This is a genomic window from Arthrobacter sp. 05L45_2 (assembly GCF_056397525.1).
Map to the genome: position 1 here is coordinate 1 of NZ_JBFTNO010000065.1, position 13962 is coordinate 13962.

10 protein-coding genes, 1 tRNA gene and 1 other RNA gene are annotated in these 13962 nt (G+C 68.4%); 5 read left to right on the top strand and 7 right to left on the bottom strand.

All coding sequences use genetic code 11. The features are described from left to right. The 5 genes from AC1DHD_RS07290 to ffs form a co-directional block, all read right to left on the bottom strand. On the bottom strand, positions 1-1304 hold a 1304-nt coding region (locus AC1DHD_RS07290; protein ID WP_476879075.1), incomplete at its 3' end, for an aspartate kinase. 471 nt (positions 1305-1775) lie between these two features. After that, entirely contained in the window at positions 1776-2354 is a 579-nt protein-coding gene (locus tag AC1DHD_RS07295) for a GNAT family N-acetyltransferase (RefSeq protein WP_476879076.1), read from the bottom strand. 7 nt (positions 2355-2361) lie between these two features. Next, a complete protein-coding gene (gene recR / locus AC1DHD_RS07300) occupies positions 2362-2961 on the bottom strand; it encodes a recombination mediator RecR (protein ID WP_309975336.1) in 600 nt (199 codons plus the stop codon). Between the two features lie 51 nt (positions 2962-3012). Continuing rightward, positions 3013-6132 carry a DNA polymerase III subunit gamma and tau gene (locus tag AC1DHD_RS07305; RefSeq protein WP_476879077.1) on the bottom strand — a complete coding sequence of 1040 codons (3120 nt, stop codon included), beginning with the start codon at positions 6130-6132 and terminating at the stop codon, positions 3013-3015. A gap of 27 nt (positions 6133-6159) precedes the next feature. Then, positions 6160-6256: signal recognition particle sRNA small type (ffs, locus tag AC1DHD_RS07310), an RNA gene on the bottom strand. A 495-nt stretch (positions 6257-6751) separates the two neighbouring features. Between ffs and AC1DHD_RS07315 the strand changes: the two genes are divergently transcribed. Next, positions 6752-6836, top strand: a tRNA-Ser gene (locus AC1DHD_RS07315). 66 nt (positions 6837-6902) lie between these two features. On the opposite strand, the gene AC1DHD_RS07320 is transcribed toward AC1DHD_RS07315, so the two are convergent. After that, complete coding sequence (locus AC1DHD_RS07320; protein WP_476879078.1) at positions 6903-7814, bottom strand: oxygenase MpaB family protein; 912 nt, start codon at positions 7812-7814, stop codon at positions 6903-6905. A gap of 269 nt (positions 7815-8083) precedes the next feature. Between AC1DHD_RS07320 and AC1DHD_RS07325 the strand changes: the two genes are divergently transcribed. From AC1DHD_RS07325 to AC1DHD_RS07340, 4 genes are all read left to right on the top strand, one after another. Continuing rightward, positions 8084-9346 (top strand): M23 family metallopeptidase, encoded by a 1263-nt coding sequence (locus AC1DHD_RS07325; RefSeq protein WP_476879079.1) that lies wholly within the window; start codon positions 8084-8086, stop codon positions 9344-9346. Positions 9347-9460: 114 nt separating this feature from the next. Further along, a complete protein-coding gene (locus AC1DHD_RS07330) occupies positions 9461-9946 on the top strand; it encodes a glutathione peroxidase (protein ID WP_476879080.1) in 486 nt (161 codons plus the stop codon). Positions 9947-10204: 258 nt separating this feature from the next. Beyond that, positions 10205-11416, top strand: coding sequence for a formaldehyde dehydrogenase, glutathione-independent (gene fdhA, locus AC1DHD_RS07335; RefSeq protein ID WP_476879081.1), 1212 nt, complete (start codon positions 10205-10207; stop codon positions 11414-11416). Between the two features lie 201 nt (positions 11417-11617). Continuing rightward, the gene (locus AC1DHD_RS07340) at positions 11618-12562 is read left to right on the top strand and encodes a phosphodiesterase (protein WP_476879082.1); all 945 of its coding nucleotides are present in this window, start codon (positions 11618-11620) and stop codon (positions 12560-12562) included. 19 nt (positions 12563-12581) lie between these two features. On the opposite strand, the gene AC1DHD_RS07345 is transcribed toward AC1DHD_RS07340, so the two are convergent. Then, a partial coding sequence (locus AC1DHD_RS07345) for a stealth family protein (protein ID WP_476879083.1) occupies positions 12582-13962 on the bottom strand: 1381 nt, incomplete at its 5' end.

Genomic DNA, 13962 nt, shown 5'->3' on the forward strand with positions numbered 1-13962 from the left:
GCCTTGTGGATGGCGCGCACGGCGTCGTCCAGCAGGTCGGCGTGGGTCACCACCGAGATCCGGATCTCCGACGTCGAAATCATGTTGATATTGATCCCGGCTTCGGACAGTGCCGCGAAGAACCGTGCCGAGACGCCGGGGTGGGAACGCATGCCGGCGCCGATGAGGGACAGCTTGCCGATCTTCTCGTTGTATTCGATGTTCTCGAAGCCGATCTCGGCCTGCGCGGCGCGGAGCGCGGCGAGGGCATCGGCGCCCTCGACGATCGGCAGCGTGAAGGAGATGTCCGTCCGGCCGGTGCCGTGGGTGGAGACGTTCTGGACGATCATGTCGATGTTGGAGTGCGCGTCTGCGATGACCTGGAAGATCGCCGCAGCCTTGCCGGGGATATCCGGAACACCCACCACCGTGACCTTGGCTTCGGAACGGTCGTGCGCAACACCGGAGATGATTGGCTGCTCCAAGGCAACTCCCTCTTGAATCGTGATCTTGTCATCGGCGCTGGGCAGGACCCAGGTGCCTTCGTGCTGGCTGAATGAGGAGCGGACGTGCAGCGGTACACCGAAGCGGCGCGCGTATTCCACGCAGCGCAGGTGCAGGATCTTGGCGCCGGACGCCGCCAGTTCCAGCATTTCCTCGCTGGAGATGCTGTCCACTTTCCGGGCCGTCGGAACCACCCGAGGATCGGCGGTGTAGATCCCGTCCACATCGGTGAAGATCTCACACACATCGGCGCTGAGGGCCGCCGCGAGGGCCACCGCTGTCGTGTCCGAACCGCCCCGGCCCAGGGTGGTGATCTCGTTCGTGGTGCGGCTCATGCCCTGGAATCCGGCCACAATGGCGATGTGCCCCTTGTCCAGGGCCGTGCGGATCCGGTGCGGGTCGACGTCGATGATCCGGGCCTTGCCGTGAATGCCGTCGGTGATCATGCCGGCCTGGGAACCGGTGAACGACTGTGCGGAGGCGCCATACTTGTTGATCGCCATCGCGAGCAGGGCCATGGAAATGCGCTCCCCGGCCGAGAGGAGCATGTCCATTTCGCGGGCGGGCGCCGAGTCGGTCACCTGGCCGGCCAGGTCGAGCAGTTCGTCGGTGGTGTCGCCCATCGCGGAAACCACGACGACGACCTCGTCACCGGCGTTGTGGGCGTCCACCACCCGGCGGGCGACCCGCTTGATGCCTTCCGCGTCCGCGACCGAGGAGCCGCCGAACTTCTTCACAACGAGATGCTTGGTGACGGCAGGAACCGCGGGCAGCTCCTGCGGCTGCGGTCCGGGGTGGACTTCGGTAGTGGGCAAACTCATGCGCGCACCCTCACTGGATCATCGGGGTCTGGGCGAAGCACCACTCCGCGCGGCCAAACGGCGCGACGGCAACTTCTCAGCCCAAGTTTATCGCCGCTCGCGTCCGGGCGTGGAATTGTGACCGAAACCGCACCCGCCCCCGACGGACATGCCCATCGTTGGGTGGCGGGAGTGGGCATGTGCATCGGACCGACGGACATGCCCATCGTTCAGCGTGAGGAGTGGATATGCGCATCGGACCGATGGACATGCTCATCGTTCAGCGTGAGGAGTGGATATGCGCATCGGACCGACGGACATGCCCATCCTTGAGCGTCAGGAGTGGACATATCGCCATTATGTCCATTCCTGATCCGTGCTGATGGGCATGTCCAACCGCGTCCCGGCGGGGCCGCGCCTGTCCCCGCGGGGAGTCAGCAGCGAGCGCTAGTCCAAGCGCCGGCCGGCGGTCGGGCGACCCGGGGCAACAGGTCAGTCGGGGCGGTCGAGCCGGTAGCGCCAGGAGGGGAGGCTCTTTCCGGCAGTATCCTCGGCCGCGGTGAAATGGCGGTCGGGCAGGAAACCGAGGCTTTCCAGCAGCCGCCGCGAGGGCTGGTTGGGTTCGTACACCCCGGCGAACACGGTCCGGCTGCCGCGGGAGGCGAACAGCCACTGCACCAGTGCGGCCGCGGCTTCCCGGCCCAGTCCCTGCCCGTGGTGATCCCGATGCAGGATGTAGCCCAGGCTCGCCGTGTGGGACGGAATCCGGCCGGGCAGGGGAGGGGTCTCGGAGTTCCACGTCCGGCCGTCGCCAATGATGTCGCCGGTCGCCCGGAGTTGGATAACCCAGCCGACGTTGAACCATTCGGTGGTGGACGCGTCAGTTGCCGCGACTATCTTGCGCACCCGGGCCGTGTTCTCCGCCGGGGTGAGGGCCGCGTGGGAGAGGTACCGCACGGCCTCCGGGTCGCCGCGGAAGGTCAGGACGGCGCCGTCGTCGGCCGCAGCGAGGGGCCGCAGCACCAGCCGTTCCGTGTGAAGAGGGGCCGGAATGCCGTCGGCGGTGGTCACTGGACGGTCAGCTCAGCGCGTTGCGGCGGCCTTCGAAGGCGCGGCCCAGCGTGACTTCGTCAGCGTATTCGAGGTCTCCACCCACAGGGAGCCCCGAGGCGAGCCGCGTGACCGCGATGCCGATCGACTTGAGCATCCGGGCGAGGTACGTGGCAGTGGCTTCGCCCTCGAGGTTGGGGTCGGTCGCAATGATGATTTCCTGGATGGCGCCGTCGTTAAGCCGGGTGAGCAGTTCACGGATCCGAAGCTGCTCCGGCCCGACGCCCGCAATCGGATTGATGGCCCCGCCGAGCACGTGATAGCGGCCGCGGAAGGACCGGGTGCGCTCCACGGCCAGCACGTCCTTGGATTCCTCCACGACGCAGATCACTGACGGGTCCCGGCGCGGATCCCGGCAGATGTTGCACAGTTCCTGCTCGGTGACGTTGCCGCACACAGTGCAGAACTTGACCCGTTCCTTGACCGTGGTGATGGCCTCGACCAGGCGTTTCATGTCCTGCGGGTCGGCTTCGAGGATGTGGAAGGCCAGGCGCTGCGCGGATTTGGGCCCAACGCCGGGGAGGCGGCCGAGCTCGTCGATCAGCTCCTGTACTGCACCTTCGTACACAATGTCCTCGTTCGTTGGGGGGAGTAGCGCGCCGCTCGGCCGCCGTGAAAACTAGAAACGCGGCGCCAGTGGGCTTCCGTCGAGGGACCGCTCCTCGAGCAGTTTCCCGCCCAGAATACGCTCGACGGCGGCGCGGCCGAAGACGCCGGACTCCTCGATCGTTTCGTCGTCGGCGCTGGGAATGTCCTGGACGTAGGTGGGGGCGTCGACGGCGGTTCTGGCCGGTGCCTTGGCCCGTCCGGCCTCCGCTTCCGGGCTGTTGGACAACCGCTGGTACAGACTCTGCCGGGCAGCCGCCGGAGGCGCGGCCGCCGGAGCCGTGGCCGCCACCGGGGAGGCCGCTGCCGCGATGACAGCCGGGGCGCCGCCTGCCGGCACAAGCACGGCTTCGGGTGCCGGGGCGTGCTCCGCGACCGGGTGGCCGTAGCCGGACGCGCCTTCCGGAGCCCTGGCGGGCTCAGGAATCTGGGCGGCGGCGGGTTCGTAGCGCGGCGGTTCCGGCTCGGGGTCTGGTTGCGCCGGTACGGCCACGGCGTCGGGTCCCGTGTGGCGTCCGACGTTCAGTTCCGTGCCGACGGTCCAAACGCCCGGTGACTGTTCGACGGCGTGGGCCCACGGGTCCGCCGCAGGATCCTTGGAGGGCGTCTGGTACGGCGCTGAGGCCGGCCCGCCGGTGGGGGCGCTCGCGGGCGAGGCGGAGGCGCTGCCGCCCGAGCGCCGCTGTGTAGGCGGCGGCGTCGGGGCGGACCCTGCAGGGAAAGGCCGGGTGGTTGCCGGGGCAGACGGGCTCCAGTCCAGGGGCGGTTCCTCGTCCAGGGGCGGTGCGTCCTCGTCCCGAGGGGGACCCCAGTCGTCGTCCGAGTAAGCGTAGGAACCTTCCGATTCCGCCGCCGGACCGGCGGGCTGGACGGCTTCGCGGCCAGGCTGGGCGGCAGCTGCGGGAGCCTGCGTGGCGGACTCGGCAGGGGCCTGCGGGGCTTCGTCGCGCTCCGGTGCTGCCTCGGCCGGTGCGGCGGGCGCCGGTGCGGACGCGGTGGCGCGGCTAGTTTCAACGGGGGTCGCCGGCGCAGGTCCTGCGGCGACTGTGGCGCTGGTGCCTGTAGTGGAGGGCGACCCGGACGCGGGTGCTGCAGCGGGTGCGGCGGGTGCGGCGGGTGCCAGACCCCAGGCGACATCCGCTTCCGTCGCTTCCGTGGCCGGGGTGTCCCGGCTAGCGGGTGCTTTTGGGTTTGGCTCAGAGCTCGCTGAGCTGTTGCCGCTGCCTGCCACGGCCGTGATCTGGCAGTCGATCCCGATGGTCTTGTGGATTGCCTGGCGCAGGTTCTCCGCGTGGTCCGCCCGGCCAAAGGCTCCGGCGAGCCCCGACGTCGTGAACGACAGGGTGAGGACCTGGCCCTCGAAGTGCCCTACCTGTGCGTTGGGTTCCACGAGCGCCCAGGTGCTGCGCTTGATCTTGGTCAGGGTCTGCAGGATTTCGGGCCAGGCGCGGCGGAGGACCTCGACGTCGGGCCCGGATCCGGAGCCGGCGGCCGGGGCCGGGACGCCCGCAGCCGGTCGCTCCGGCGCATCCGACCGCGCCGTCTGGGACGGACTGGCCGGTTGGGACGGAGCATCCGGTTGGGGCTGGGCTGCCGGGGCGGCCAGGGCCGGTATGGCAGTTTCAGGTGCCTGGGTACGGACGGCCGGCGCCGGCTCCCGCTCCTGGGCAGGCGCCGGGGCGGTGGCCGGGCGGCCGGCGCCGTTTGCGGCAGCAGGTTCGTCCACGGGCCAGTCGCTGGTGCTGACCCGGGGGGCCGTGAGGGGCGGCCGGTCGGGCTGAGTTTCTGGCTGTGCCTGCGGCGAGGCTGCAGGCGGGGTGGCCGGGGGTGTTGCCGCCGTCCCCGGGCCGGCGGCGGGCGCCGTCTCAGCCGGGCGGTTCGACGCGGGAGCGGCCGGAGCGGCAGCGGGCGCGCGGCCGACGGCCGGCGCGGGAGTGGCGGCGGGAGCTCCGACGTCGTTCCCGGCGTAATTCAGGCGGCGCTCCACACGGTCGATGCGGGCCGCGATGCCGCGCTCGGTCTGCTCGGAGCTGGGCAGCAGGATGCGGGCGCACAGCAGCTCAAGGTGCAGCCTGGGGGAGGTGGCACCGGTCATCTCCGTCAGCGCCGTGTTGGTCACGTCCGCGGCCCGGGAGAGCTCGGCAGCGCCAAGGTTGTGGGCTTGGTTCTGCATCCGGGCGATTTGGTCGGCGGGCATGCCGCGGAGGATCGACTGGGCGCTCTCCGGCATGGCCTGGACAATGATGAGGTCGCGGAAGCGCTCCAGCAGGTCCTCGACGAAGCGGCGGGGATCGTGCCCGGTCTGGATAACGCGGTCGACGGCGCGGAAGACGGTGGCGGCGTCGGAGGCGGCGACGGCCTCGACGACGTCGTCGAGCAGGGATGCGTGGGTGTACCCGAGCAGGGCCACAGCGAGCTCGTAGTCCAGGCCGTTGGGGCCGGCGCCGGCCATCAGCTGGTCGAGCACTGACAGGGAGTCGCGCACCGAGCCGCCGCCGGCGCGGATTACCAGCGAGAGGACGCCCGGGGCCACGGCGACGTTTTCCTGTGTGCAGAGCAGCTCCAGGTACGCCATCAGGGGCTCAGGCGGAACCAGCCGGAACGGGTAGTGGTGGGTGCGGGAGCGGATGGTGCCGATGACCTTGTCCGGCTCCGTGGTGGCGAAGATGAACTTGATGTGTTCCGGCGGCTCTTCAACGATTTTCAGGAGCGCGTTGAAGCCGGCCGAGGTGACCATGTGGGCCTCGTCGATGATGAAGATTTTGTAGCGGTCGCGGACCGGGGCGTAGGTGGCCCGTTCGCGAAGATCGCGAGCGTCATCGACACCGCCGTGGCTCGCGGCGTCAATCTCAATGACGTCGAGCGAACCGGCGCCRCCACGGGCGAGCTCAATGCAGCTGGGGCAGACGCCGCAGGGGGTGTCAGTGGGGCCTTCCGCGCAGTTCAGGCAGCGGGCCAGGATGCGGGCGGAGGTGGTTTTGCCGCAGCCTCGGGGGCCGGAAAAGAGGTAGGCGTGGTTGACGCGGTTCTTCCGCAGCGCCGTCATCAGCGGCTCGGTGACGTGTTCCTGCCCGATAACGTCCGCGAACGAATCGGGCCGGTATCTGCGGTAAAGGGCGGTAGTAACAGTCACAGCTAAACCCTACCAATCGGCTCAGACATAAAAGACCCCCCATGCACCCGCCAGAGCCCATTTACCCTTGCTACCTTCCGGTCCTGGGGGAGTTCAACAGGATGACGCCACATGAGGGGCCGTCAAGTAGTTTACCCGACGATCGGGCGTGCCCCGAATCGGGGTGGGCGGGGTGATTCTTCTCGATGGACATGCCCATTTTTCGGGGCGTGGAGTGGGCAAGCGTGGCACCGGGGGTCGGAGATGGACATGCCCAGTCGTGTGGCCGCCGGGTGGAGATGCCCGTTGCCTCCGGAGCCCAGGGATGAACATGCCCATTTTTCGGGCCGGCGGGTGGGCATATGCCAACTATGTCCATCCGCCGACTCGAGTGATGAATATGTCCATCCGTGGAGTCGGATGATGAACATGTCCGGTGCCCCGGGAGCTATGGGATGGACATGCCCATTTTTAGGGTCACCGGGTGGGCATATACCGACTATGTCCATTGGTGGAGTCGGGCGATGGGCATGTCCGTCGCGGCGGGGCCGGGGGTGGGTTGCGGAGGGGGTGCGGACTCAATTGGGCGAAGCCGCGAAGTTCAGGTAGTCTAGTATCTGCTTTTGATTCAGAAGCAACTGGAGAATTCGCCTAGCGGCCTATGGCGCACGCCTGGAACGCGTGTTGGGTTAACGCCCTCGGGGGTTCAAATCCCCCATTCTCCGCGGTTGGCCCCGGTTCATTGAACCGGGGCCTTTTTGCATCCTGGATCGGTCGGCACTCCGCCCCAACTACTCCGCGTAACCCAGCCGGCGCAGCCGCGTCCGTGCTGCCTGTTCGCTCGGCCCCATCCGGCCCAGGGCGAGATGGACGATCCTGAGCGTGGCTCGCGTTGCCAACTTCACCGGCAGCGGGAAAGGCCCCAGCCTCGCGGTCCGCAGCCCCAGCATGTCCCGGTACTTGGGCTCGAGGCTGGCCACCGCGGCCGCGAACAGCACCCGGTAGCCGGGCCGAAGGACGGGGTGCAGCGGGGGATCGCGGATGAACGCGACCGTCTCGGCGACTTTCGCCCCCGAGGTGAGATCGCCGTCGTCGTACCAGCGGTCCAGCTGCCGGCGCATCCCGGCCTCATCCAGCGGCGGCGATTCGACCCCCATGAGCGTTCCGGCCTGGGCCCACTCGCGGACGTACGCGTCCGGGCCGCCGGGAATGGGCCGGCCCCACAGCTTATGCGCGGACAGGAACGCGTCGGTGAACGCGATGTGGACCCAGCGGAGGAGCTCGGGGTCGTTGGCCGCGTAGGGCCGCTCCACGCCGTGGCCGTCAGTGTAGGTTCCGCGCACAGATTCGTGCAGCCGCAGCACCCAGCCCGAGGCGGCACGGGCGGCCTCCGTCGACCCGTAGGTGACCGTAAAGATCCAGCGGATGGTCCCGGCCAGCCGGCCAAGGGGGTCTTCGCGGAAGCGGGAGTGGTCGTGCACCCCGGCCAGTGCGCCCGGGTGCAGCGCCTGCATCAGCAGCGCGCGGATGCCGGCCACAATGGTCGGCATGGCCCCGTGCACGGCCCAGACAGCGGAACCGGGGCGGTGGAAGCCGGGGTCGCCGCCCTCCTCGAGCCGTCCCACCCAATCGGGCACGGCGTCCCGCGTTCCGGTGAACGTCTGCTTGAGTTCCGCCTGCCATTCCCTGAGGACATTGCGCATACTCCTATTCTTACCCGGCCGGCGCGGGCGGGTACGTGTTTCCTTGGCGGGCACTACTGGGGCGCCACCCCTCTTCCGCGCGGTGGTGCGGATTGGTCCCGGAAGCCCGATAAACCGGGGTCGTGCGGAGGTTCACAGACCGGATCGATTGTGGTCACATAGGGGAGTGAGTCCGCCGAGATTGGGGTCCGGCGGAAAAACTTCGCAGGAGTCACAACGTGGGAAAACACTGGGGAAACCAAACGCGTGGACAGGCCAGGGCTTCGGGGGTGGCTGCCCGCACTCTTGCGGGAGCCGCCGGCGTCGCCTTTGTCCTGCTCCTCGTTGGGTCCCCGGCTCCCGATAACTATTCGATGCCGGCGCCCGCCTCCTCATCGGCCGAGRCTATATCCGACGCCGCCTCTGGCACCGTGGGCCCCGGTCTCCTTGACCCCGTCGCTCCCGTGACGGGGGACCCGGGCGGCGCCGGACGGGGCACCGCCGCCCTGACCGCCGACCGGCATGCCCTGGTGTCCTTCGACCGGACCACGGTCCAGACCCGGTCCAAGGACGGCAAGGTGGAACTTCGCGTCGCGTCGGCGGGCTTGGAGCGGCCGCCCAAAGGTTTCCTGATGGCCCCCCTCGAATCCTTGACCGAATCCTCGCCCTTTGGCCTGCGCATCAGTCCGCTCACCGGAACGGCCGGGGAATTCCACTGGGGCCAGGATTTCGCGGCCGCGTGCGGAACCCGGGTGTATTCGGCCGACGCCGGTGTGGTGCGGGCCGTGGGATGGCATCCCTGGGGCGGCGGGAACCGGGTGGAAATCGACCACGGCAACGGCCTGATCACCACCTACAACCACCTTCAGGGGATCGCCGTAAAGAAGGGCGAGTCCGTGGGCGTGGATGAGGTCATCGCCAAGGTGGGGACCACGGGGTCATCCACCGGGTGCCACCTCCATTTCGAGACCATCCTCAACGGCGCGCACGTCAACCCGCTGGACTGGAAATTCCTTCCCACCCGGCAGGTTGATCCGCTCGATGACATCCAGATGACCAGTTACGCCCCGGACGCCGGCAAGCCGGCTGCCGGAAGTTCGAGCACTGACTGGGCCATCCCGGTGGCCGCTGAGCATCCCCGGGAAGTCACCGGCGGAGTCCAGGAGAAACACGTTCCCGCAGTTGAGACCACGACGACGGCGAAGCCCTCACCTACCGCTACGCCGTCCCCGGCCGCGACGACGCCGGCCGCCACCCCGAGCGCGCCGGCCACGCCCTCGGCCCCCGCGGTGACGCCGACGCCGACGCCGACAGCCGCCCCCACCCCGCCGGTCGTGACGCCCACGCCGACGCCGTCGCCGACCCTCCCGGTGGTGACACCCACGCTGCCTTCCGTCACGCCTTCCCCGACACCGGCGGCGACTACCCCGGCCACCCCGGTGGCGCCGGTTCCGACGCCCGCCCCCGGGACGCTCCTGCAGCAGACGCCGTCCACGGAGCCGCCGGCCGGGTTGGCCCCCGCCACGTCCGCCCCCGCGACGCCGGCGCCGTAGCCCAAGCCCGCACCCACCCCACCCCACCCCGTCACGGACCCATACCGGCGTAGCGTGGTGTCGAAGCACAGTTGTGACTTGTTTCTGCCCCCAACCCCGCGAGGACACCACACCATGACCACCCTGCACTCCATCCCGCTGACCCTTAACGACGGCACGGAAACCGACTTCGACCGCTTCCGGGGCCAGGTGGTGCTGGTGGTGAACGTTGCCTCCCAGTGCGGGTTCACGCCCCAGTACACCGGCCTGCAGGCCCTCCATAACAAGTTCGAGGCGGAAGGCTTCACCGTCCTCGGCATCCCCTGCAACCAGTTCGCCGGACAGGAGCCAGCCGGTGACGCGGAAATTGCCGAGTTCTGCGAACGCAACTTCGGCGTGACGTTTCCGCTGACCACCAAGGCCGACGTTCGCGGCAAGAACCAGCACCCGCTTTACGAGCAGCTGACCAAATTCAAGAAGGGCCTGCTGCCCGGGCTCGTGAAATGGAACTTCGAGAAGTTCCTGGTGAACCGCGACGGCGAAGTCGTGGCCCGTTTCGCGCCGACCGTAGAGCCGGATGCTCCGGAGATCATTGAGGCCGTGCGCCGGGCGCTCGACTGAGCCGGCGCGAGGGCGCGACGGCGAGGGCGCGGCGGCGGGGACGCTCCGGGGCGCGCAAGGGCACAAGGGGCCCTACCCCTGCGCAGGCCCACGTCCTAGACTGGCCAAACCCTCCGACGTTCCGGGCATACCTGCGGTGTAAACACCCCTGCCCGCCGGCAGAGCAGCCGGCCACGGCCTGCGGAGGGTGCATCAGGAAGCTTCGTGAATCACAACTGGGCACTCAACATTGGGGTCCGTGAAACCAGGAGGAAAGTGATGACAGGAAACAAAGCCGTTGCCTACAAGGGTCCAGGAAAAGTCGAGCTGATCGACATTGACTACCCGACTTTCGAGCTCAAGGACGGCCCGGGGGTTAACCCCGCCAACGTGGGCCGCTCCGTACGCCACGGCGTAATCCTCAAAACCGTTGCCACGAACATCTGCGGCTCGGACCAGCACATGGTCCGCGGGCGCACCACGGCCCCCGCGGACCTGGTCCTCGGCCACGAAATCACCGGTGAAGTGGTGGAAGTCGGCCCGGACGTCGAATTCATCAAGGTGGGGGACATCTGCTCGGTGCCCTTCAACATCGCCTGTGGACGGTGCCGGAACTGCAAGGAGCGGAAGACCGGCATCTGCCTGAACGTCAACCCCGACCGCCCGGGCAGCGCCTACGGGTATGTGGACATGGGCGGCTGGGTGGGCGGCCAGGCCAACTACGTCCTGGTCCCGTACGCGGACTGGAACCTGCTGAAGTTCCCGGACAAGGACCAGGCCCTGGAGAAGATCATGGACCTGACCATGCTCTCGGACATCTTCCCGACGGGCTTCCACGGTGCCGTCACGGCCGGCGTCGGTGTGGGTTCCACGGTGTACGTTGCCGGCGCCGGACCCGTCGGGCTCGCGGCGGCCACCAGCGCCCAGCTGCTGGGTGCCGCCGTCGTCATTGTCGGCGACATGAATGAGGACCGGCTCAAGCAGGCCCGCAGCTTCGGCTGCGAGACCGTTGACCTCTCCAAGGGCGGCCCGGCCGAACAGATCGAGCAGATCCTGGGGGTACCCGAGGTTGACTGCGCCGTCGACGCCGTGGGCTTCGAGGCCAAGGGGCACGGCCACGATGCCAAGGAGGCGCCGGCGACGGTCCTGAACTCCCTGATGGAGCTCACGGCGGCCGGCGGCGCGCTCGGCATTCCGGGGCTCTACGTCACGGGCGATCCGGGCGGAGTGGACGAGGCCGCCAAGAAGGGTGCCCTGTCGCTGAGCCTGGGCACCGGCTGGGCGAAGTCGCTGAGCTTCACCACCGGACAGTGCCCGGTGATGAAGTACAACCGCGGCCTGATGATGGCGATCCTGCACGATAAGGTCCACATCGCGAAGAACGTCAACGCCAAGGCGATCTCCCTGGAGGACGCCCCGAAGGGCTACGCCGAGTTCGACGCCGGAGCCGCCACGAAGTACGTGCTCAACCCGAACGGCTACCTGAACTGACGGCCGGGAACGCCGGGTAATTACCTCCGGCGGGCGCACCCGGCACATGCCGGGGCAGGTATGCGTCCGCCGGAGTACCCGAATATCGGCCAGCCGGAAACATGCCTACTGGGGTTTGCGCATCGCGGACCGAATCTCTGGTTGGATAGATGTGAGAGGGACGCTGGAGGCAACCGCTTCCACCCAACCAAGAAGGTAGCGATGGAACTCATCGAGGCCGAACACCCCCGGCCGCGTCATTTCCTACTCCACTTCAGTGACGCCCATCTGCTGGGCGGCACGGACCCGCTGCACGGCGTCGTCGATAGCGACGCCCGGCTGCGGGAACTGTTTGACGAAGTCCGTGCCTCCGGCGCGCGCCCCGAGGCTGTGGTCTTCACCGGCGACCTGGCCGACCGCGGCGAGGCGGAGGCCTACGCGAAAATCCGCAGCATCGTGGAGCCCGCGTGCGAGGCCATGGGCGCGAAAATCATCTGGGCGATGGGGAACCATGACAACCGGGCCAACTTCCGGACCGGGCTGCTGGACCAGCCGGCCGACGACGCCCCGGTGGACCGCGTTGATTTCATCAACGGGCTGCGGATCATCACCCTGGACACCTCGGTACCGGGCTTCCACCACGGCGAGCTGAGCGCCGCGCAGCTGGAATGGCTTGCCGAAGAACTGTCGACGCCGGCGCCGGACGGCACCATCCTGGCGCTGCACCACCCGCCGGTCCCCTCGGTGCTGGACCTGGCGGTGCTGGTTGAACTGCGCGGCCAGGCCGCGCTCGCGGGTGTCCTGCGGAACTCCGATGTCCGCGCCGTCCTCGGCGGCCACTTGCATTATTCGACGACGGCGACGTTCGCCGGCATCCCGGTTTCGGTCGCGTCGGCCACCTGCTACACCCAGGACCTGAACGTCCCCATGGGTGGAACGAGGGGCCGTGACAGCGGGCAGTCGTTCAACCTGGTCCACGTCTACGAGCACACAATCGTTCATTCCGTGGTCCAGTTGGGCGACACCGTGCCTCCGGTGGGCGAGTTCGTCACCGGCGAGGAGGCCCGGCGGCGGATTGCGGCCGCCGGGATCCGCATTCCGGGCCAGGCGCGGCTGGAAGAACTTTCAAGGTCCGCCGGCAGCCGCGGGGTTGGCTCCCGCAGCTAGCCCGCGCCCGGCGCCGGGGTCAGAGCTCCCAGGGCGCCTTGATCGGGAAGTACTTCTCCAGGAAATCCGTGACCAGCTCGGCGCGTTCCTCGGCCTGCACCTCGGGGAAACTGCCGTCGTTGAGGCAGAAGAAGTCCATGTTCCGCTTGGACAGCAGTTTGGGCAGGTAGTTCAGGCCCGCCCGCGCCGTGGTGTCCACATACCGCACCTTGGCCGCCGTCTGGGTGACGGCCCGGCCCGTGAGCAGCGCGTAGTAATGGTAGAACGAGTTGGTCACCGAGATGTTGTCCGCGGCCCGGAACCGGCTGGCGGCCGTTTTCGCGAACTCCGCCGGAAATTCCTGTTCCATTTTCGCGGTCACACTGCGCCGGAGCGGTGCGGCGGTGTGTTCCAGGTGCCGGGTGGTGATCCGGCCGAACCGGTCCCACAGCAGTTTCCGGTTCACCCGCGCCGCGTTCTCGAAGCCGCTGCGCTCGGCGTCGTTGTCGCCCAGGCCGATGCGCGTCTCCGCCTCAATGAACTTGGTGATCCCGCCGGGGGTGAAGAACATGTCCGGCCGGACGGCCCGGCCAAAGAACATGTCGTCATTGGAATACAGGTAGTGCTCCGACAGTCCCTCGATGTGGTGCAGCTGGCTCTCGACGGCCTGCGAATTGTGCGTCGGCAGCACGGACGGGTCGGCGAAGAACTCCTCACTGCGCACAATGGTCACGCTGGGATGGTCCGCGAGCCAGGACGGGGCGGGGGAGTCCGTGGCGATGAAGATCCGGCGGATCCACGGCGCGAACATGTAAACCGAGCGCAGGGCGTATTTGAGCTCGTCGATCTGGCGGAAGCGGGCCTCGTGGTCGTCCCCCTCGCCCACCACAACGCCGGCCATCCGTGCCCGGCGGGCCGCGATGTACTCCGGGGAGCTGCCGTCAACCCAGGAAAAGACAATGTCGACGTCGAAGCTGATGTCGCTGGCGTGGTCGGCGAACATGTTCTCGATGGTGGGCCAGGTGTGCCCGTAGCGCTCGACAGTGCCGCGGACGGCGTCCTGGGCCAGCAGGGTCCGCCGGGTCAGGGAGTTTTCGATCGGCAGGATCAGCTGGTCGCCCTCGAAGCTCCAGAGTTCGAGCTGGACGCCGGCCGACGCGCCGAACTCGAGCCCGCCTTCGGGTTCCACGTGCGGCCGGTAGAGCCGGAAAATCCGGGCCTGGCGGTTGGGGGAAAGTTCCCCGTCGGCCACGAGGACGGAGGACTTCTTCTTGGCGTCCACGGTCATGGAGTAGAAGGGCTCGTCCCGGCAGGCCTCAACCAGGGCGGCGCGCAGTTCCCGGCGGTTCTTCCAGTCCACCGCGATCACCGGACGGTCGTTGTTGCCGCGGACCAGCAGGTAGTCCAGGTTCGCTCCGGCC